The 22,097-nt window shown below is 40.7% G+C and carries 17 protein-coding genes; 8 read left to right on the top strand and 9 right to left on the bottom strand.

Features of this window, described 5'->3' with window-relative positions; genetic code table 11:
• Positions 1-41 precede the first annotated feature (41 nt).
• Positions 42-1,172, top strand: coding sequence for an NAD(P)/FAD-dependent oxidoreductase (locus ACWPWY_RS08995; protein ID WP_454191372.1), 1,131 nt, complete (start codon positions 42-44; stop codon positions 1,170-1,172).
• A gap of 54 nt (positions 1,173-1,226) precedes the next feature.
• Here the strand turns inward: ACWPWY_RS08995 and ACWPWY_RS08990 are convergent, their stop codons facing one another.
• The 5 genes from ACWPWY_RS08990 to ACWPWY_RS08970 form a co-directional block, all read right to left on the bottom strand.
• Positions 1,227-2,591, bottom strand: coding sequence for a sigma-54 interaction domain-containing protein (locus tag ACWPWY_RS08990; RefSeq protein ID WP_454191371.1), 1,365 nt, complete (start codon positions 2,589-2,591; stop codon positions 1,227-1,229).
• Positions 2,592-2,759: 168 nt separating this feature from the next.
• Positions 2,760-3,722, bottom strand: coding sequence for a DUF561 domain-containing protein (locus ACWPWY_RS08985; protein WP_454191370.1), 963 nt, complete (start codon positions 3,720-3,722; stop codon positions 2,760-2,762).
• Between the two features lie 52 nt (positions 3,723-3,774).
• Positions 3,775-5,028, bottom strand: coding sequence for an L-lactate MFS transporter (locus tag ACWPWY_RS08980; RefSeq protein WP_454191368.1), 1,254 nt, complete (start codon positions 5,026-5,028; stop codon positions 3,775-3,777).
• 24 nt (positions 5,029-5,052) lie between these two features.
• Positions 5,053-6,624 (bottom strand): acyl CoA:acetate/3-ketoacid CoA transferase, encoded by a 1,572-nt coding sequence (locus ACWPWY_RS08975; protein ID WP_454191367.1) that lies wholly within the window; start codon positions 6,622-6,624, stop codon positions 5,053-5,055.
• Positions 6,625-7,322: 698 nt separating this feature from the next.
• Positions 7,323-8,324, bottom strand: a complete 1,002-nt coding sequence (locus ACWPWY_RS08970) for a cation diffusion facilitator family transporter (RefSeq protein WP_454191365.1) — start codon at positions 8,322-8,324, stop codon at positions 7,323-7,325.
• Positions 8,325-8,624: 300 nt separating this feature from the next.
• Here ACWPWY_RS08970 and ACWPWY_RS08965 point away from each other — a divergent pair, with 300 nt between their 5' ends.
• Positions 8,625-13,052 carry an endo-1,4-beta-xylanase gene (locus ACWPWY_RS08965; RefSeq protein WP_454191364.1) on the top strand — a complete coding sequence of 1,476 codons (4,428 nt, stop codon included), beginning with the start codon at positions 8,625-8,627 and terminating at the stop codon, positions 13,050-13,052.
• Between the two features lie 89 nt (positions 13,053-13,141).
• Here ACWPWY_RS08965 and ACWPWY_RS08960 read toward each other — a convergent pair whose 3' ends face one another.
• Positions 13,142-14,371: a cytochrome P450 gene (locus ACWPWY_RS08960; RefSeq protein WP_454191362.1), complete on the bottom strand. Its 1,230-nt coding sequence runs from the start codon at positions 14,369-14,371 to the stop codon at positions 13,142-13,144.
• 239 nt (positions 14,372-14,610) lie between these two features.
• On the opposite strand from ACWPWY_RS08960, the gene ACWPWY_RS08955 reads away from it, so the two are divergent.
• Together ACWPWY_RS08955 and ACWPWY_RS08950 are read left to right on the top strand one after the other, a co-directional pair.
• Positions 14,611-15,123 carry a PadR family transcriptional regulator gene (locus tag ACWPWY_RS08955; RefSeq protein ID WP_454191361.1) on the top strand — a complete coding sequence of 171 codons (513 nt, stop codon included), beginning with the start codon at positions 14,611-14,613 and terminating at the stop codon, positions 15,121-15,123.
• A gap of 149 nt (positions 15,124-15,272) precedes the next feature.
• On the top strand, positions 15,273-15,878 hold the full coding sequence (locus ACWPWY_RS08950) for a pentapeptide repeat-containing protein (RefSeq protein ID WP_454191360.1): 606 nt from the start codon (positions 15,273-15,275) through the stop codon (positions 15,876-15,878).
• A 74-nt stretch (positions 15,879-15,952) separates the two neighbouring features.
• On the opposite strand, the gene ACWPWY_RS08945 is transcribed toward ACWPWY_RS08950, so the two are convergent.
• Together ACWPWY_RS08945 and ACWPWY_RS08940 are read right to left on the bottom strand one after the other, a co-directional pair.
• Entirely contained in the window at positions 15,953-16,315 is a 363-nt protein-coding gene (locus ACWPWY_RS08945) for a hypothetical protein (RefSeq protein ID WP_454191359.1), read from the bottom strand.
• A gap of 55 nt (positions 16,316-16,370) precedes the next feature.
• Positions 16,371-17,171: a helix-turn-helix domain-containing protein gene (locus ACWPWY_RS08940; RefSeq protein ID WP_454191358.1), complete on the bottom strand. Its 801-nt coding sequence runs from the start codon at positions 17,169-17,171 to the stop codon at positions 16,371-16,373.
• A 134-nt stretch (positions 17,172-17,305) separates the two neighbouring features.
• On the opposite strand from ACWPWY_RS08940, the gene ACWPWY_RS08935 reads away from it, so the two are divergent.
• The 4 genes from ACWPWY_RS08935 to ACWPWY_RS08920 all read left to right on the top strand — a co-directional run bounded on the left by ACWPWY_RS08935 (position 17,306) and on the right by ACWPWY_RS08920 (position 21,229).
• On the top strand, positions 17,306-18,115 hold the full coding sequence (locus tag ACWPWY_RS08935) for a phytanoyl-CoA dioxygenase family protein (protein ID WP_454191357.1): 810 nt from the start codon (positions 17,306-17,308) through the stop codon (positions 18,113-18,115).
• Between the two features lie 123 nt (positions 18,116-18,238).
• Positions 18,239-19,375 carry a glycoside hydrolase family 88/105 protein gene (locus tag ACWPWY_RS08930; protein WP_454191356.1) on the top strand — a complete coding sequence of 379 codons (1,137 nt, stop codon included), beginning with the start codon at positions 18,239-18,241 and terminating at the stop codon, positions 19,373-19,375.
• A 262-nt stretch (positions 19,376-19,637) separates the two neighbouring features.
• The gene (locus ACWPWY_RS08925; protein ID WP_454191355.1) at positions 19,638-20,708 is read left to right on the top strand and encodes a glycosyltransferase; all 1,071 of its coding nucleotides are present in this window, start codon (positions 19,638-19,640) and stop codon (positions 20,706-20,708) included.
• Positions 20,709-20,728: 20 nt separating this feature from the next.
• A complete protein-coding gene (locus ACWPWY_RS08920) occupies positions 20,729-21,229 on the top strand; it encodes a PIG-L family deacetylase (protein ID WP_454191354.1) in 501 nt (166 codons plus the stop codon).
• 126 nt (positions 21,230-21,355) lie between these two features.
• On the opposite strand, the gene ACWPWY_RS08915 is transcribed toward ACWPWY_RS08920, so the two are convergent.
• On the bottom strand, positions 21,356-22,096 hold the full coding sequence (locus ACWPWY_RS08915) for a glycosyltransferase (RefSeq protein ID WP_454191353.1): 741 nt from the start codon (positions 22,094-22,096) through the stop codon (positions 21,356-21,358).
• Between the last annotated feature and the right edge of the window lies 1 nt (position 22,097).

Below are 22,097 nucleotides of genomic sequence, written 5' to 3'. Positions count from 1 at the left end.
TGTTATCATGGATACAGGTTGTAAGGAAAGGAATGTAATACATGAAGAAGAAAGTCATTGTCATCGGTTCAGGGATTCTAGGAGCATCAACCGCTTATCATTTGGCAAAAGAGGGAGCAGAGGTCATTCTTATAGACCGCGGTGATGTAGGACAAGCCACCGATGCAGCTGCTGGCATTATATGTCCGTGGTTATCACAGAGGCGTAATCAAGATTGGTACCAGCTTGCAAAGGCGGGGGCGGGATTTTACCCGAATCTAATTCAAGAACTTGAAGCCGAAGGAGAAACAGAAACCGGATATGCGAAAGTGGGTGCTCTTAGTATCCATACCGATGTAGAGAAAACCAGGAGAATAGAGGAAAGAGCACATATTCGTAAGCCAGATGCGCCAGAAATAGGGGAAATCACAAGACTTACAGAAAAAGAAACGCGTGAACGTTTTCCCTTATTAAAAGAAGATTACCATGCTGTACATATCAGCGGTGCGGCTCGTGTTGACGGCCGTGCACTGCGTGATGCACTAATCCGCTCGGCACAGCGAAAAGGAGCAACCGTAATCCATGGAGATGCTGTACTCCAGCATCAGTCAAACCAAATAACAGGGGTATCCGTGGGAACGGACCGTATTCCAGCTGATCAAGTGATCGTATGTGCAGGGGCTTGGGCTGCATCTTTGCTAGCAGCTTTAGATATTTCTTTTCAAGTAAGTTATCAAAAAGCGCAAATAATGCATCTGCAAGTTCCAGATGGTGAGAATACAGGTCTATGGCCTGTAGTTATGCCACCTTCCGATCAATATTTGCTTTCTTTTGACAATCAAAAGATTGTGATTGGAGCTACACACGAAAATGATATGGAAGGATATGATACAAGAGTTACCGCAGGCGGAATGTATGAAGTGCTCACAAAAGGGCTGGAAGTCGCACCAGGTTTAGTAAACAGCTCACTTCAAGAGGTAAGGGTCGGTTTTCGTCCGTTTACTCCCGGATTTTTGCCCGTATTCGGTACGGTTCCGGAGTGGGAGGGGCTGTTAGTCGCTAATGGGCTCGGTTCATCAGGCCTCACGATGGGTCCTTATATTGGTAGTCAGCTTGCGAAGTTGGCACTCGGGTTACCGCTCGATATAGATATTGATCCTTATGATGTGCGTAAAGCAATGCAAGGGATCTAAACATGCATAAAGAGATCTAGACGTTAGTAATTCAAACATCTAGATCTCTTTAGTTTAAAGTCGATCATTTTCTAAAATCTCATCCATTTTTTTAAGCTTTCGATAGATAACAGAACGATGGACACCTAATTTCTGAGCAGCTTCACTTATGTTGCTTTGACAGGAGTCAAGCACTTTTTCAATAAATCGTCCTTCTGTTATCGTTGTGAAATCTTTCAGTGAATTAAATTGAGATTGATTGTTGTTAATGAAATAATCGAGTGCAAACCAGTCTGTAACTACTTCATTCTTACTTTTTAAAGACAGATTATTGATAATTACCAATCGTTCAACATAATTACGCAATTCCCGCACATTTCCCGGCCAACTAAGTGATAACATGTGTTGAAATTCATTTGCACTTAATAAGAAATGTTTATTGTATTTTTGATTGAATTCATCAATAAACCTAGAGAGAAGGCCCACGATATCTAATTTACGATCACGAAGGGGAGGAATATGAATGGGAATGACGTTGATTCGGTAAAAGAGATCTTGTCTGAATTTCCCTTGCTTCACGAGTTTCCAAAGGTCACAGTTCGTAGCTGCAATGAAACGACAATCCACCTTGATATTTTCAATTCCTCCGACTCTTCGAAGTTCGTTCGTCTCAATGACTCGAAGTAACTTTGTCTGCATATCCAGCGGCATCTCTGACAGCTCATCAAGAAATAGGATTCCTTGGTGGGCTGTTTCAATAAGTCCTACTTTCCTTTTTGAACTACTGTCATGTACACCCTCTTCATAGCCAAACATTTCGTATTCAAATAAGGAGCTCGGAATCGCAGCGCAGTTTAAAGTTACAAAAGGACCCTTTGAACGATTACTCTTTTGATGTATATAGTTCGCAATCACTTCTTTACCTGTTCCTGATTCCCCAGTGATTAGAATTTTGCTATCGTAAGGAGCGATTTGGTCACATACTTTTATAATTTGTTTCATTGCAATACTTTCAGCCACAATATCAGGTGGATCTATATGAACATCCAATTCTTTATTAGAAGGTTCAGTTTCCTCGGCTTCTATATTACTTTCTTCAATAGAACATTTATTAGATGTCGTTACTACAAGTTGAATTTCTCCATCTGGCTCAAGGATCGGAATTGAGGTAGATAGAATACGAAATCCTCGGTTTGTATTAATTTTTCTAGTAACTCTTTTTTTTGTTCTAATTGCTTCCATCGTAATCGAATAATCGTAGTATCCAGCACTTACAAGATCCATGACGTTGGACCTTAAAATCTCTTCGAGTGGCATCCCAATCGTCAGTGCAGTAAATTCATTAGAGATTAGAATATTACCAAAGCGATCTGTTACGAAGAGGGTAGAAGGAAAAACATTCTGCTCCTGCGATTTTCCTGAATTCTCAGTGTTTTTCATAAGTGTCATTCCTTTATCAGCAATCCAAGTTTATTTAATGAATAAGAAGTACAACTCTATTATAGGCTGTTTCAAACCATTTTAGCCAACCAAATGCCGTACGTTAAAAGAAACATGACATAAGAAAACCTGGACATCCAAGATAAATGTCCAGGTTAAAGAGTCATATTAAGCAAATGCTAACTCGGGTGCCTCATTGAAAGTTACTTTTCCAAGCTGATCAAATACTTGTTTTGCTTCTTCGAACATGGAAGTAATCATTTCCTCCACGGTTGTGATTTCGTTGCATAAACCGCAAATCTGACCAGCCATGACAGAACCGTTATCTGTATCTCCTTCAAAGACGGCTCTACGCAGTGAGCCAAGGGATAATTTTTCTAATTCATCACGGCTTGCTTTTGCATTTTCAAGTTCTAGGTATTTGGCAATCATGCTGTTTTTGATACTGCGAACCGGACCACCAATGCTGCGGCCTGTTACTGTTGTACTGGTATCTGTAGCTTCAAGCACGGCTTTCTTAAAGTTCTCATGAGTTGGACATTCAACCGTTGTTAAGAAACGAGTACCTACTTGTACACCTTGGGCACCCAGAGCAAATGCGGCAGCAACACCGCGACCATCAGCGATACCGCCAGCCCCGATTACTGGAATAGACACAGCGCTCGCAACTTGAGGAACAAGTGCCATTGTAGTCGTTTCGCCGACATGACCACCAGCTTCCGTACCCTCAGCAACGACAGCATCAACACCTAGAGCTTCCATTTTCTTCGCGATTTTTACGGAAGGGATGACCGGAATAACAATAATATTGTTTTCTTTAAAAGTTTGCATGTAAGGAGCTGGAGTTCCCGCGCCAGTCGTTACAATTTTAACACCTTCTTCAATAACCACTTGAATGAGTTCTGGGATATTGTGCATCATGAGCATTAGGTTTACGGCAAAAGGTTTATCTGTAATTTCACGAGTTTTACGAATTTCTTCACGAAGGCGATCAGCGGATAACCCGCCAGAACCGATAATACCAAGCCCGCCTGCATTGGATACTGCGCCCGCGAGAGGAGCAAGTGCAATTTGTGCCATAGCACCTTGGAAGATAGGGTACTTGATTCCTAGAAGTTTAGTAATAGACATTTGTAATTCCTCCTAATTATAATAATGAAGTGGTTTTGATATTTAAATTTGATTATTCTGCTGTTTCCATTGACATTTGTGTGGATGTTGAAGTGTATTTATTCTTTTTATCCATAGCGTTATATACAAATGTTAACAGTAGACCAACTAAAGAAATAACGAGTGCAATGTAAAATGCATTAGTGAAGTTCCCATCATTCGCTGCAGCTACACTGGAAGCAATTCTTGGTCCAAAGAATGCAGCGCCGGAATATCCGATGAAGACAACTCCGTAATTTACACCATAATATTTCATGCCGAATTTTTCTCCGACAATGGAAGGGAAAATACCCATGGTTCCACCAAAGCAAAGTCCGATGCCGACAATGGCAATGACGAACCCGGCTACTGAGGTTGACTGTGCAATAATGAACATCATTACTGAAATGACGAGATAAATCATCATAAGGCATTTGAATCTACCAATTTTATCGGAAACAGCTCCCCAGAATACACGGCCCAAGCAATTGCTGAGGCTGTACAAACTTACATATAGTGCAGCTATTGCTGGAGTTAAACCAAACATAGTTTGACCGATAACAGAAGCATTTGAGGTTACCATCATTCCGGATAGTGCACCAATCAAGAACATAGATGCAATAACATAGAATAAAGGAGTTTTGATCATTTCCTTCCAGTGGAAGTTCACACTGTTTTTTGCGCCTGATGAGACAGGAGGAATCCAACCTTCCGGCATGTAGCCTGCGGGTGCTGGTTTCACTAGGAATCCGCAGCCAAGAATAATGACTAAGAAAGCAATTCCGAGGGTAACCATAGCCATATTCACACCATTGCTGCTAATTAGGGCATTCGCAATAGGAGAGATGATTACTGTTCCGCCACCGTAACCCGCAGTTACGATACCAGCAGCAAGTCCTCGTTTATCTGGGAAAAGCTTTGCTGTGTTACCAATGGTCGAAGCGTAAACAATCCCTTGTCCTATACCGGCGATTAAGCCATAAGTGATATAAAGCATCCATGGAGCGGTTGCGAGCCCCGACAGCAAGAACCCAAGACCGAACATGGTACCACCAATAAAAATCGCCTTTTTCGCACCGCCTTTATCCACTAATTTACCGCCGAGAATCATCGGGACAGGAGAAATGGCAGCATTGATGGTGAAGGCCATCATAATATCGCCCATCGAAGCATTAAATTTTTCGGATAATGGTAAAGCGAATATACTGAAGGCATATACCGCACCTACACATAAATTAATAAGGGTAGATGCCCATAAAATTGTCCATCGATTCAGTTTTGTTTGCATGATTGTATCCCTTTCTATCATTTATTAATTTTGTGATTGTTTAAAAAGGATGTTTTTCAATTCTCCCCATTGCTCTTGAAAGATACCAGGATCCATTTGTTTTAGATTAGGGGAGATGACAGGTTCAAATTCCATTTGATCTAGAATATGTTTTTGAAGATCAACACCTGGAGCCATTTCGGTTAAAGTTAGCTTTCCGTTTAATAATTCAAACACAGCACGTTCCGTTACATAGATGACAGGTTGGTTTGTTTTTGTCGCATAGGCACCGCTAAACGTAATTTGCTGAACTTGTTTCACGAATTTTTTGGATTTACCTTCTTTAATAATGTTCAGTTTTCCGTCTTCGACACGAACGTCTAATCCTCCAGCCGTAAACGTACCTGCAAAGACTAATTTTTTCGCGGATTGAGATATATTAATGAAACCGCCGCATCCAGCAACACGAGTCCCGAATTTACTTACGTTCACATTGCCGTCTCCATCAGTTTGTGCCAGACCAAGCACAGAGAGATCAATCCCGCCGCCATCATAGAAATCAAACTGAGCATGATGATCAACGATGGCTTCACTGTTATATGCATGTCCAAAATCTTTCAGTCCGGCTGGTACGCCCCCAATAGACCCTGCTTCCGTCGTTAGAATAAGTTGATCACTTACGCCTTCCTCTGCAGAGACAATAGATACGTTGACAGGAATACCGACACCAAGATTAAGAATGGTATTAGGTTTTAACTCAGCAGCAGAGCGGCGGGCAATAACTTTGCGCTCATCGAGTGGAAGTGCTTCAATGCTTTCCATTGGTACTTTGATATGTCCTGAAAATGCTGGATTGTACTGCGTGTTTTCGGTTTGAAAATGGTTTGCAGGATCTGCAACGACAATATGGTCAACTAAGATACCGGGAACCACAACATCTTTAGGACTTAGTGTGCCAGCCTTCGCAACCGATTCAACCTGAGCAATAACAATACCGCCAGAATTACGTACGGCTTGAGCGATCGGGAGAACTTCCATATGAAGCCCTTCTTTTTCAAGCGTTAGATTTCCGTTCTCATCCGCTACTGTGCCTCGAATTAGAGCAACATGGATAGGGAAGGATTTGTAGAACAACCATTCTTCGCCTTCAAGTTCGATTACTTTAACGATATCTTCTTTTGTAGAGGGAGACATTTTGGCACCTTCAATTCGTGGGTCGACAAAAGTGCCTAGTCCTACTTTGGTAATCACGCCGGGACGTTTTGCTGCAATTTCACGATAGAGCTGAGTAATCACACCTTGCGGCAAATTGTAAGCTTCACATTTATCTTCTTCAATCAGTTTTGCCATAGCAGGGGAAGCAATAGCGATGCCGCCAATCCATCGTTTAATTAAGCCTTCATGACCGAGGTGACTCATTCCTTTATCCCGGCGGTCACCGACTGCACTCGCATGAATCACGGTCAAATTTTTTGGATGACCTGTCTCAAGAAAACGTTTTTCAATCGCAATACCCATTTCTTCGGCCCAGCAGGATAATCCAAATCCACTTGCTGCCACTGTATCGCCATCTTTTATCAGTTTAGAAGCTTCCATTGCAGTAATAATTTTTGACATTAGGACACACCCCTTATCATTTTGATCCAATATTTGTATAGTGAAAGAATTCACATGTTATCGCAGATATCTATATTCATGATTTAAGTCAGACACAAATGTTTGTGAATACTTTCACTTGTATCTTAATTCAAGCCTTTTTTTTCGTCAATTGAGTGGGAGATTGAATCAGCAAGCAGAATTTGTGTAGATAAATTGCTACAAAAATGGGTCTCTTTGCTTGAAGTAGTCTCTATATCTTTTTTAAATTAGAGAAGTAAGATGTGATAGGGGGAATCTGTGTAGCTTTTCAGCTTTCTTTTTTACGGATTTTAAATCAAAAAAGGTGTTGCGATTCTTTTTAAGATGGGGGAGGGAAAATGAAATATATTAGACATGCTTTGAGAAAGTGACATGAATCATAGAAATGAATATCAGATTTCAGGGCCATCTCTGAGCTAAGCTGATGTTGTAATAAATAAACGGGGAGATAAATCATAGTTTGAACAATTTATGAATTACGCTCGACAATCATCATTAAAGGAGAAAAAGCTTGAAAAACAATTTTATTCGCTTTTTTGAGACAATATATTTTAGCTGAATCTAGTTACGAAACCGGGTACATTCCAACCGTTGAACTTGCAAGTCAAGACACATAATAGCTATAGAAAGTAAAAAAAGAGTTATGCTTTTATAAAGCACAACTCTTTTATATATATTTATTTTAAAATTTCTGTATCCTTTTTAAGCCAATTCGGAGTTCCATCATCTTCGATAATAGAGATCACGGCATCCGCGATATCTGGATTTTGCATGATTTTTTCTTGGATCCGGAATTTAACATCATCGGCATCAGCAAGCGTCAACCCTTTATGAAGTTCAATTAATCCCTCCACATGGTAATAACGCCCTTCTTGAATAATGCGCATCATTTGAATATCTGCTACATGCGTATCTGCAAAAATCGTTTGTGATACGGTGTCTTCAATATCTTGAGGAGCAGCAACCCCGATCAAACCGATCATATTGTCATAACCGACCCGGAAAGCAACGGCAATCATCAAGCAGCCAATAAGTGTGGTGACAATTCCATCCATGAGTGCAAAATTGGTGAGGGCAATGACGATGACAGAGATCAAGGCAAAGAGTGCACCTAGTACAGCAACCACATCTTCATAGAATACAAGTCTTGTTGGCGGAGCAGCCCGACCCACATTTTTAATAGCGGCGGGAACAAGAGCAAATCCTTTTGCTTCAGGAGCGCGCGATTCCTTGAGGATCTCTTTCATCGCTTTAAACAAAATGGCACCGTCAATGATAATATTCAGTACCAGTACCCCAATATTAATCCATAGACCACCTGAATGGCCGGTAGGATGCTGCAATAAATGAATCCCTTCATGAATGGTCTCATAAGCCATAATGGTAACGACGATGACTGCAATCATACAGAAAATGTTGATTACACGTCCGAATCCAGTAGGGAAACGATCTGTTGGCTTTTTCTCAGACAATACACTACCGACAAACACAAACCCTTGGTTAATGGCGTCTGCAAGCGAATGCATCGCTGAGGCAAACATAGCTCCGCTTCCACTGAATAAAAATGCTCCTCCTTTGCATAGAGCAAGCAGCGCATTCCCTGCCATCGCAATAGCAGATGAAGCATTCCCTTTTTTTACAAGAGAAATGAAACTTTCCGATTTCGGTTGTTCGATCACTTTTTCTTTTCCTCCCAGAGAACATTTGTAATAGATGTTTGCAATTAAGACTAATTTTTTCAACCATGTTTTTCCATGTAACCGAATTATAACTTCTTTTACCCATCTTGGGAGGATGTAAAAAGCTTTATGTAATTTTATTTTTCATATTTATTACCGTAACATCTTTGATTTTTACAATAACATCTATAGTTTGTCAGGTGTCCATCAACTTTGTTACCCATCATAATAGATTAAGAGTAACGCATAGCATTTTGAAAGCGCTTGCTTTACGATGCGAATAAAAAGGGAGGTAAAGTAATGAGGAGTAAAATATCTAGTGTATTAGCTTTCATCATGTGTATAACCATCATGGCACCGCAAAGTCTTTGGCTTCCGAAAGTGAATGCTGCAGAAGTAGGAGATACGGTTGTAAGCAGTGAATTTGAAACAGGAGTTGATCAGTGGTTCAAGCGTGGTTCTGAAACCGTTACACAAAGTACGTATGATGCGCAGAGCGGCAAGGGAAGTTTGCTAACAACGGGACGTACGGCGACATGGAATGGACCAGGCATTAATGTAACAGAAGAGCTGGTGAAGGGTGCTACCTATGAGTTCTCAATCTATGCCAAATTAAAAGAAGCAGGTTCAGCTACCATTGAATTGACACTGAACCAATCTGATTTGCCAAAAATAGATGATAAAGAGAATCCGGCTACTTACGTCAAAATCGACTCAAATACCGTAACAGAAGCCGACTGGGTACATCTGGTAGGAGAGGTTCAAGTTGATAAGCGTGCGAGCGGATATCAAGTGTACGTACAATCTACCGACAATGCAACGGTTGATTATTACATCGATACGTTCTCTGCTAAACTTGTCAAACTGCCGGAAGACTCTGAGCCAACATTACCGGGTGATGGGGGAATTGATCAACCAGGTAATACATTCGATTTTGAAAGCGGCCAAGGTGATTGGATTCGTCGCTTTGGAGAGGGTCAGATTAGTATCACTGATCAAGATAATCATACGAAAGACGGTTCAAAAAGCTTGCTGACTACCATTTCTGAGCAGTATGATGGACCTCTTCTCGATGTACTAAAAAAGATGAATCCAAACGATAAATACGACTTATCCGCTTGGGTGAAAATGGCACCTGATTCGCCGCCAACGACACTTCGAATATCGGTTCAATCAGGCGAAAGCAGCTTTTCAAATGTGTCCTCAGACGTACTTGTCACATCAGGAGAGTGGGTACAGCTAAAAGGTACATATACTGTACCTGCGGCACCTGAAGTACTTAACGTTTATGTTGAATCAGCAGAAAAGCCTGCTGAGACAAGATCGTTTTACCTAGATGATTTTGGGTTGTCTATAAGTGCTCCTGTATCTGGTCCAAAGCCGCTGCCGATTCAGACCGACGTTGATGCTCTTCAAACGGTCTATGAGAAATATTTCGATATTGGGGCAGCAGTGGAACCTCCTCAATTGAGTGGAAACATTCAGCAGCTTCTTGATTTCCACTATAATTCGGTTGTAGCTGAGAACTCAATGAAACCGCAGTCCCTGAGTCCGTCCGAAGGAAATTGGAACTTTTCATCAGCGGATAAAATTGCAAAATATGCGATGGACAATAACCTGAATTTACGGCTGCATACCCTTGCGTGGCACTCACAGGCTGCAGAGTGGATGTTTAAGGATGCAAATGGCAAGGCTCTTGAAGCAACACTAGAAAATAAAAAACTTGTCCTGGATAGACTAACGAATTATATACAAGTTGTGCTTCGCCACTTTAAGGATATGGGAGTTACGATCCACGATATTGATGTAGTTAATGAAGTCATTGATGAAGGTCAGCCGGACGGTATGCGCAGAAGTGAATGGTACCGGTTAACGGGTACAGACTTTATTAAAACTGCATTTATCGTCGCTAGAGAAGAGCTTCCAACTGCGAAGCTGTATATCAATGACTATAATACACACAGTCCGAAAAAACGCGATGCTATGTTTGATCTTGTTATGAAACTTAAAGACGAAGGTGTACCTATCGATGGAGTCGGTCACCAAACACATATTAATATCAGCGGTCCTTCCATTGAGCAAATCTCTGATTCGATTCGAAAATTCGGTGAAGCAGGTTTTGATAATCAATTAACAGAGGTTGACGTATCTGTATACACCAACAATACGACGAGCTATGATACGATTCCTGAGAACTTGCTCGTATCGCAAGGGTACCGATACAAAGAATTATTCAAAGAGTTGATACGCCTAGATGATCTTGGAAGAACAGATAAGAATCCTGAAGGATGGATTAGCAATGTGACACTTTGGGGCATAGCAGATGATCACACCTGGCTCCATAACCGTCCGATCGATCGCCAGGATGCACCTTTCCCATTTGACAAACAACATCAAATCAAATATGCATACTGGGGAATGGTTGAAGCGGTAAAAACAATATTCCCTTCCAAACTTCCTGTCTCCGGAAAAGCGGCTACCGCAGCGCAAGGTACACCAAAAGCAGGGGATCCTCAAGATATTGCCTGGGGTACAATTCCGGCTATGAAAACGGAAAGTCTTGGTACACTTGAAGCAGATGTAAAATTGTTGTGGGACGCGCTTCATTTATATGTTCGAGTGGCAGTAAAAGATAACACGAAAGACTCTACAGATCAGATTGAACTGTTTACGGATGAGGGTGGTAACAATAAACGGACATTTACACGTGGTGACTCATCAGTAACTGAAGTAGAAGGTGGATACGTATTAACAACAGCAATTCCACTGGAAGGAAAGCTCGGAGATAAAGTCAAATTCGATGTAAGAGTAACTGACCTTGGTGTTAACGATGGCTCTGAACAGGGCGGGAATGGCATGATCGTATCATGGAGTGACCCGCGAAATGCGCAGGAGCATGATACACAAGGATACGGGGTACTCACTTATATTGAAGCAATGAAAATCGGCACGGCTATCAAAGGCACACCTATTATTGATGGTGAACTGGATGCAGTTTGGGCGGGGGTACCTGTGTATAAAACGGATGTGAAAGTTGAACAGACAGGCAGTGGAGCAGCCAAAGCAGATTTCCGCACGATGTGGGATGATGAAAACTTATACGTATATGCAATGGTCACAGACAGCGTATTAAGCGATGCTATTAAAGAAAGTGCTCATGAACAAGATTCCATTGAAATTTTTGTGGATCAGAATAATGGAAAGACAACAGCATATCAAGATGATGATGGTCAGTATCGTATTAATTTCAAAAATGTGAGAACGACCGCTGGGCATGCATCGGAAGATAATTTCACTTCGGAGACAAAAATTGTTCCAGGAGGGTATGTTGTCGAAGCAGCAATATCACTAGATAAGATTAAAGTAACTCCGAATACGACAATTGGCTTTGATCTTCAGGTGAATAATGATCAGGACGGCGGTACTAGGGATAGTGTATTTATATGGAATGATCTTACCGGTCTTTCGTACACGAATACATCTAGGTTTGGTGTCCTGCAGTTTAAGGATAAAGAGACTGTTCCGAATCCATCACCGAGTCCAGCGCCAAGTCCGTCACCAAACACCAATCAAAATACAAATGAGTCAGCTTCAATACAAGTAAGCAAGGATGCGAATGGTCATGCTACCGCAAAAGTGAGCAATGCAGCTTTCACTGAAGCGTTGAAGAAAGTAACAGCAGGCCGAATCTTGTTCGATATTCCGTTACCAAGCGGTACAATAAAGGTGAATGTGAAGCTGCCTGTTGATCAGATTCTGGCTGCTAAGGCATCAGGTATTAAAGAAATCGAGATCAACGCGGGTCTAGCTAAAATTGTTATACCTAGCACTCTAATTTCTGACTCAGATCCTACAGCTGATGCCGAATTCAGCATCCAGAGAATGGATCAAACTTCATTATCTGATGCAATTCGCAGCATAGTCGGAAGCAACATCGTGTTCGACTTTCAATTAACCATCGGCGGGAAGAAGGTCGGAAGTTTGGGTGCAAACCAAACGGTTCTAATCGCCCTTCCTTATACGCTACATGAAAACGAGAAGAAGGAACAAGTTGTCGTGTACTCCATAAACGACAAAGGAAGCTTCCAGATTATTAACAATGGGCGCTATAATCCAGCTTCCTCTATGGTGGAGTTTCGTGTTAGCAACTTCAGTCAATTCACCGCAGCCTATGAAAAAGTGAATTTTACTGATCTAAATCAAGTGTTATGGGCTAAAGAGAGTATCACTGCGATCGTAGCCCGTCAAATCGCTTTAGGTGTAACAAATGAATTATTCTTGCCTCAAAAAGAAGTAACACGAGCTGAATTTGTCCAGATGTTAGCTCGGACACTTAACCTGAAAGCCACGGATACAAGACAAAAGTTTAGCGATGTTAAGGAAGGTCAATGGTACACAGAAGCGATTATAGCGGCTTATCAAGCTGGAATCGTTCAAGGTAAGAAAAACGGTACTTTTGGCGTCGATGATAAAATCACTCGTGAGGATATGGCAGTCATGACTTTCCGAGCATTAAAGACGACTGAACTCACATGGAATCGGAATAACACAGTATCCGCTTTTGTAGATCAATCAGCCATTGCTGATTATGCGCAAGAGGCGATCGCAGCGATGAAGCAAGCGGGCATCATGAGCGGTATGCCGAATGACAAATTTTTGCCTAAGGCTACAGCTAGCCGAGCTGAGGCAGCGGTAATTCTGTATGAATTACTTAGTCTGAATCAATAAGTAAAAAACCAATAGGATCGCCTATGAATCAGCTTTAAGCTCATTCATAGGCGATCTTCTTTTATTGTGTACCTTTTTTAAAAAAAGAACTATTTATATACACGAACAGGGAGGGAAATTAAGGTTTGTCCCGTCGCAGCAGGAGTTAAATGATCTTCAAGCTTAAAGCCAGGCATGGGTTCAATTCGCGAGAATTTATCCATGAATAACCCGATCCCTATATTCGCTTCAAGCCGGGCGAGAGGAGCACCCAAGCAAAAATGAGGTCCATTGCCGAAAGTTAAATGCTGCTTGTTGTTGGAACGGTGAATGTCTAAAGTAAACGGGTTGCTGAATACTTCTTCATCCATGTTCGCTGCGCTCATCCAAGCAACGACGACATCACCTTTCTTTAAGGGAACGCCTAACAAGTTGTTATCCTGTTTGACAGTCCGGTCCATTTTCGCAATGTTAAACCGGAAACGGAGCATTTCTTCTACTGTGTTAGGCAGCAATTCACGATTTGCTCGGACTTCTTCGTATATTTGATCATTGTCATATAGAAAAGAGTAAAACGTGTTCGCGAGTAAATGGCTCGTTGTTTCGATGCCGGCACCGAGAATAAACATCGTCATTCTTACAATCTCGTCATCCGTTAGACGTTCCCCGTCTACTTCAGCTTGGATCAGATCAGATATGATGTCGTCCGCTAGATTTGATCGTTTTTGTACAATATAAGGGAAGAGATAATTATAGTATTCCTTAGCAGCTTCACGTTTTAATTCATTTATCTTTTCTGCATTCTCTTTTGGAATGGGAAGGAATAAATCGTATACCCAGTTTTGGAATAACTCACGGTCTTTGGAAGGGACACCTAGCAGATCGGCAATCACTATGGTAGGAAGGGCGCTGGCAAAATCTTTAACAATATCAATGACTTCATTTTCTTCTATATCACTGAGAAGCCCATTCACAATTTCATGAATCCGCGGCTCCCATAATTTTAAACTGCGCGGAGTAAAAGCAGCAGAAAGTAAAGAACGGCTCTTTCTGTGTTCAGGAGGATCGGACATTAGATTCACTTTTCCCATATGTTTTCCTTCATCGTTATCTGCTCCAACGCTAATGGTTGTACGCGTTCTAACACTAGAGAAATGTTCATAATCACTAAGCACTTTTTTTACATCTTTATACCGATATACGTTCCAAGTATTCGTTGCTTCATTAAAGCTTACCGGTTCATTTTCTAGTTTGTTCTTATACCATTCGTATGGGTTAAATTCTTCACTAGGTGATTCAAATTGAGTAATTTCCTCTAAGGAGATGATTTCATTTTTCATGTCGTATCCTCCTCTGTTTTTTGAATTCGATGTTATGTTCCTTACTGGCAAGTTATGTTAAGTTAACATATGTTATTTTAACATATGAGAGTAAATTGGTGATACATCCCAACGACCCATGGCTTAAAGTCTAGTACCTATTAAAAATATGTCGAATTCTGATTGAATTAAGACTAGCGGTTGTTTCGATAACAAGGCATAATTCAGATACAACAGTAATTAATGAAAGGGAAGCGTTCATGTACATCGAACTACTTATATTAATGCAGATTGAAGAATCTCCGAAATATGGATACGAGATCAAAAAAGAAATACAGAATGATTTAGGATATTTAACGGATGTCAATCACAATATGCTATATCCGACGTTGCGGCGTTTTACAGAGCAAGGTTTTGTTACGAAGAAGATTAATGAACAAAATGGGAGACCCAATCAATATGTATATGAAATTACGGATTCTGGTCGAAGCAAGATTACTGATTTAATAAATGCTTTTTCGGATAAAGAGTCGAAGCATCAAATTGAGTTTTTGATTCGGGTATCTCTTTTTCAGCGAATTTCGAAAGAAAACCAGCTTCGAATCTTGAATATGAGAAAAAAAGATCTGGAATTACTCGAAGCAGATCTTACGAAATGGCAAAAGAAACATGTTCGTGATATGTACAGGTATGAAGTGTTACAACTATCCATCGCTCAGGTGAGAGGCGAGATGGAATGGATACGAGAGCTGCTTCGTAAGGCGGGGGAGTAGAAGGAGTAATTTTTTCTGCTCTTTTTATAATATGAACTTTTTATAATATGTAAATGAAAATAAAATTCTTGACATTTACTCTGAGTGGTACAGGTGCTTGACAGCCGTTTGTTATACTATAACTACTACCCATTCATAGGAGGCATCACATGTTTCAACATAGCAATCAACATTACGAAGAAGTTAATTTTAGTACTCAAGATCTGCGGTATGGAGAACTCATCAGCTGTACATTTTATCGTTGTTCATTCATGAACGGTTCATTAGAAGAGATCACGTCCAGCAACTGCCGATTTATGGAGTGTGATTTTCGTGGAGCATCTCTGAACGGTTCCATTCATAAAGAAAGTGCATTTGAGAATTGCAACTTTAAAGGAGCTAATCTTTATGTTTCGAAATTTGAACAATGTAAAATGACGGGCTCCGATTTATCAGGTGTAGATATTGATGGCATCACGATCGTCGAAGGGGATTGGTCATATACGAATCTAAGACATTCCCGGCTTAATAAACAGGACCTGCGAGGAGTTAAGTTTTATGAAGCTGACTTGTCAGGAGCCAATCTGGAAAAAGCCGATTTAAGAAATAGTGATTTAACAATGGCAGTATTAGCTAAAGCGAACATGCAGGGGGTTGACCTAAGAGGAGCCGCGATGCAAGGCGTGGATTTCAAAACGTGGAGCATTGCAGGCGTGCGAATGGACACGGATCAGGCGGTATTATTCACACTTTCTCATGGAGCAAAGGTGGACTAACGACGGAACTAGAGGAAAACGAAAGCTAACACCGGTGTTATTTATGGGTGCTAGCTTTTATTTTTGTCTGCGTTTTATCTAAGCCGCTTCTCTAAAGATTCGATTGCCAGTAGAAGTGCAGTTAAGCGTCGCTCATTTACTGTTTTTTGAGAACTGCCTTCTTTTGCTTTTGCTATTTGTTTTTCGATAGATGGAAGGATACCTTGTAGGACTTCTTTAGATGTCAATATGATTTCTTCACTATAGCTAAAATCCTCTCCATTCCAACTACCTTTTAGGCTTTCCAAACCAATCTTCACTGCGTTTAGTCTCTTTTTGACAAGCGTTGTACTTGAACCTTTTTCTGTCATACTTTGATAAGCATTTGAAAGTTTATTCATCGTTGAATCCAAGGATTTAATGGACAAATCCTTGATCTCTTGGCTAACCGTATTCATATACAAACCACACTTTTTTTTTTTATAATCCAACAGTCAATATATGACTGTCATTTCATCCTTTACCTTTTCTAAACTTTGCTGGACTTACTCCTATGATTCTACGAAACAGATTCGCAAAATGATTATAGTTATTAAATCCTACAGCATGTGCTGCTTCGGTTGCCGTTCTCCCCATATATTCCATATAGATGGCAGCCTGCTTGATCCTCATTCGATTTACATGTTCTATCATACTTTCCCCCATTTCTTCCTTAAAAAGATGAGACAGTCTTGAAGAAGATAAGCCGGCGGCATCGGCTAAATCTTGAATTCGTATCTCGCTATTCATGGAGTGAGATAGATTTTGCAGCGTAAGAATGATCCGCGGGTCGTGCTTTCTATGTAATTGCTGTGCGAGCAGCAAGATAATCTCTCGAATTGTATTTTCACATAAAGCATACCAATAATCGGATCGCTCCCTTACATGATAGAGGATATGGTCCAATCCATCGAGAACTCGTTGCTGTGTATATCCCTCCGCGATCGGTACGATAAGAAACTCTTCCTGAGGCAAGTAACTGATTTCCATGAGTTTATGAAAATGAACCCAAATAAAGTTCCAGCGACTGTCTTTCACTGTACCATATTCATGAGGAGTGTCGGCGCGTAGTAATCCAAGTTCTCCTGCTTGGATATGCTTACTCCCTTCAGGGGTGTGAAAATATCCTTCCCCTTCGAGTGTGTATACCATGAGCCAGTCTCCCATTCCCTTGGGGCGGCTGTGACTATAGGTGTCATCTTCGTTAAAATGTCCGCTCAGAATATCTCCATAACGCGTAGCTGTATAATTCACAGTTCGATATTGAGGAGCCATGCACTGTCCTCCTAACTCGAGATCGTTAGCAGAATCCATGCAGTTTACAGCAAGAATCCTACTTCTTATCTATTATGGATTCATGTAAGCTGTTGTCAACCGATGAGGTATGTTTAATAAGGAGATGAATAACCGTGAACAAAGGATTGAAAACGCTAACCCCCAAACAGTTGAATCTGTATCAAAAGGAAGGGTATATCATCGTAAAAGGGCTGTTTAGTGAAGAAGATCTGTGCCGGATTGATAATACATTTGAAGAAATCAGTAATTCATTTATTCCAGGATATTTTGAACCTGATTTAGAGACTGCTGCGGACGATCCTCTGAAGCGGTATCCAAGGGTCATGCATACGCATCGTTTCAATGAAACGGCCAAATCCTACATGCTGCATAAACCGGTACTTGAAGTACTAGAAGATCTCTATGGTGAAGAAGCGCTAGCTGCGCAAACTATGTTCTATTATAAGCCACCCGGTTCCCGAGGCCAGGCACTGCATCAAGATAATTTTTATTTGCAGGTAGAGCCTGGCAACTGTATAGCAGCTTGGACTGCCATTGATCCTGCTACGCTTGAGAATGGCGGACTGCTTGTAGTCCCCCAAACTAGCGAGCATGACATCGTATGTCCGGAAGAGGCGGATTCCAAAGAATCTTTTACGACGCATTATGTGAAACCACCGAAGGATACAACAGCCATACCCGCAATTATGGATCGTGGTGATGTATTATTTTTTAATGGAAATCTTATTCACGGTTCGTACCGGAACAAAACAAAAGATCAATTCCGCCGCGCATTTATCTGCCACTATGTGGGTGCATCCGCCACTCATATTAGTAACCATTATCGTCCTCTTTATCGTGCAGACGGTTCTGCTATCGATCTGGAGATAAATCTAGATGGGGGACCTTGTGGTATAGAGTTTGATAATATTTATCCTCATTAATCATGCTCTTCCAAATGGGATTAATACGGAAAATGGTATATCAATTACCAATTGTAAACGCTATAATATGATCTATATGAATGCCTATTAGGAATTATTAGACGAATAGGAGGTAAGAAAATAATGGTCCTGATTCAATCAGAGTATAAGTGGGCAACAAAGGTGGCTGCTTCCATAATGGAACGAACACCTAAGCTGTATGAGGGTGAAGGCTATAATGGAAAATGGTCATATGATTACGGTGTAATATTGAAAGGGTTCGCGAAACTGTGGCAGATTACCGGTGAAGCTCCATATTTTCAGTACATTCGGGACAATATGGATCATTTTATACAGGATGATGGTACGATTCGAGGATACCGTCAGGAAGAATATAATATTGATCATATAAACAATGGTAAACTCCTATTTGTACTATACAAGGAGACAGGTGAAGAAAAATATAAGCAGGCTGCTGCTCTCCTTCGCGATCAACTTCGCAGCCATCCGCGCACTTCGGAAGGCGCTTTTTGGCATAAACAAGTATACCCTCATCAGATCTGGCTGGATGGGCTATATATGGGATCGCCTTTTTACTTAGAGTACTTGCTAAATTTTGAACAAGATGGGGATATCGAAGATGTGACCCGGCAATTTATTCTTTGTGAACGGCATACCAAAGACGAACAGACGGGACTCCTATTTCATGCCTGGGATGAGAAACGTGAACAGCCATGGGCAGATCCAATAACGGGATTATCAGCGAATTTTTGGGGAAGGTCGCTTGGTTGGTACGTGATGGCTTTGGTTGACGTTCTGGAACTATTGCCAGCAAATCATCAAGATCGAGGGGAACTGATACGTATCTTGAATGATACTTTAGACGCTCTTCGTGAGGTGCAGGATCCAGATACGGGTTTATGGTATCAAGTAGTAAATGAAGGGTCACGCAAAGGTAACTATTTGGAAGCTTCCGCTTCCAGTATGATTGTATACGCGATTGCCAAAGGACTTCGTCTGAATTTGCTTTCTTCGGAATGGTTGAACGTATTAGATCAGGCCTATGCTGGTCTGATTACTGAATTTATTCTGGAGACAAAAGAAGGCTGGGTAAACCTGAATAAAAATTGTCAGGTAGCAGGACTTGGCGGCAGTTCCCGCCGAGATGGAACGTATGCTTACTATATTAGTGAACCGATCATTACGAATGATCAAAAGGGACTGGGAGCATTTTTGCAGGCAAGCACGGAATATGAAAATCTAAACCGGCCTACACACTAAGCAGATAAAATCAAAGGTTAAAATAATCAGAGGAGATATACCGTAGAAGTCGCCTAATTTTGGCGGCTTTTTGTTTTTTTGTTTCATTTACTAGAACTCTATTAGTAAGGGTCAGTAGGCAGTTAATCATGATACATACATAGATAAATGATAAATATCATGTCTATCAACTATTCTAGTGAATATAGACGTATTTCCGTAACGCAAACTCGCTTCCTTCCATAGTATATAAAATAGATTTTGAGACAGTGGAGGGAGAACTATGGAAGCAATACGTTTACTCATGATTATAGATAAGTTCGAGGTAGGTGGAACAGAGACCTATGTATCCGCTGTCGTAGAAGAAATGTTAAGACGTAAGATTACTGTCTATGTAGCAGGTAAACCAGGTAGTCTACTGTCAAAGTTTAAAGCCATTGGTTGTCCTACTTTTACGAGTATTCGTAATCAGGCAAAGTTGGAGAGATGGATTGTAAAACATAAGATTAACATGATCAATGCTCACCACGAAACGACAGGATTACTTGGCAGCCATCTCAGCAAGAAGCTTAAAATCCCTTTTATATTCACCATTCACGGAACCTATTATCCTCGCTCCCTGATTAAAAGAGTCATGAAAAGGTGTGATGAACGCAAGACAGTAATCAGTGTTAGTTTCCCCGTGAAAAAATGGCTGGAAGAGAAAAGCATCCCCTCCATTGTGGTCCCGAACGGTATTAATACAGAACAATTTATATATAGCAAAAATAGAAAACTTCTTGAACAGCTTGGCATATCTAGAAAATCGAGAGTGCTCCTATATGTCAGTCGTTTAGAAGATGAAAAAGGAGATGTCTGTAAAAATTTTATTCGAGCGGCTCAGCGTTTTATGGATAAAGAAACGGATGTACAAGTGGTCATTGTTGGCGGTGGTCCTGATCTGGGTAGTGTACAAAAACTGGCTGCAAAAAAACATGCTCAGCGTATTCATATATTAGGAGAGCGACTAGACACGGTCTCACTTTTCTCGATAAGCGATGTAGTAATAGGCACAGGAAGAGTTGCGCTTGAAGCCATGTCCTGTAAACGTCCAGTGATTGCGATCGGCAGCAAAGGGGTCTTTGGTATTGTAAAACCGGAAAATTTCAATGTGGCCTGGAAGTATTATTTCGGAGATCACAGAGCGAAACAAACGGCGGATACAAAGAGAATTGAGCGATTAATTGGGGTTGCACTCCGTTCTAAGAAAACATCTGCTGTATGGGGAGACGCAGGACGAGAGTTTGTTAAGAACAAGTTTCATATATCGGGTATCACGGATAAGTTACTCGCTATATACCAAAAGATGATCTAAAGAAGCTGGGGGATTGCTATATGATAAATAAATTGATGATTGTGGCTCATCCGGATGACGAGAGTATATTTGGAGGAGCCTTTCTTTTAGCCGAAAAGGGCTTCAAGGTTATATGTGTAACAAATGGCGGGAATAAAGTTCGCTCCAAAGAGTTCAGAAAAGTAATGAAAGACATTGGAGCTGAATATGAAATGTGGGACTACAAAGATAAATGGGAAGGAGATTTCAATCGTAAATCGTTAAAGAAAGATATAGAGAAAGTGCTTAAAGAAAATCCCAGGATTAACATGATCGTTACCCATAGTAAAGGAGGAGAGTACGGACACACACAGCATAAAGCTCTGCATGAAATTGTGAAAGAGATCGCACCAGATAAACTATATATTTTTAAACGCTCGAAGCAAAAATTGGATAAAGGCGTATTAAAGCGAAAATATACGCTGTTAAAACGATATAAAAGTCAGGATATAGATTGGTTAAAAAAATATATTGAATACGAGAATATACGAAAACACAAATAAAATCAGGTTTTTCAATTTTAAATGTCATAGCTAAGAGGGCTGTGAGATGATCTCCCATACGGAGTTCTTCAGACAGCCCTCTACCTACCATGAGGATGGTTGCTTTATTCTCTAATAGATGAGAAGTTAGGATGATTTATGAGAAAAAGGGTTAGCATACTCCTCATAATCATCAGGAATGTGAGCAGTAGCAAAGTTGACGAAATCATCCGTGTAGGCGACAAGTTCGCAAGATTTCATATATTGTTTGGTGGCTCTTTTTTGCGTGTGAGATTGTATGTTTTTTCTGCGAACACAAACGTAGTTTTTACTAGAGACATAATAGATTTTGTACCCAGCGTTGTAACACTTTTTCAACCATTTTGCGTCAGATCCTCCGATGGTATCCTCTGGAAACTTAATTTTTTTCCATACGCTTTTTCGGAAGAATAATGTGCCGCCTTTCAGTCTTCTTCCGAGCATATGTTCTTTTCCTTGACGATATTCCATGAGCGCTTTCTTTTCTTCAAAGTACACATAAGTGGAATGTTTGCCAACGATCGGTGCTTTCTTTGCCTTCAAAGCAAGAAGAGATTCTTTTAAATAATGGGGTCCATAATAATCGTCATCATCAAATTTTGCTATAAAAGTTCCCTTTGCTCTTTCAATGGCCCAATTCAGGCATTTCCCTAATGTATAACGCTCAGGGAGTTTGTAGACTCGCACATTATCATAATCTTTCGCTTTTTTCTTCCACTTTCTGAGACTCATACTGTCATGATTCAGGATAATAATCAGTTCTTTATTCTGCCACTCCTGCCGTTCATAATTCGAGAAAATATTGTCCATAAACTCGGGTCTCATAGTGCAAGCGATGATGGAAGCCATA

The sequence above is a fragment of the Paenibacillus sp. Marseille-Q7038 genome (assembly GCF_965111595.1).
The sequence above is the reverse complement of the archived record's forward strand: the minus strand, read 5'-3'. Positions and strand labels throughout refer to the sequence as shown.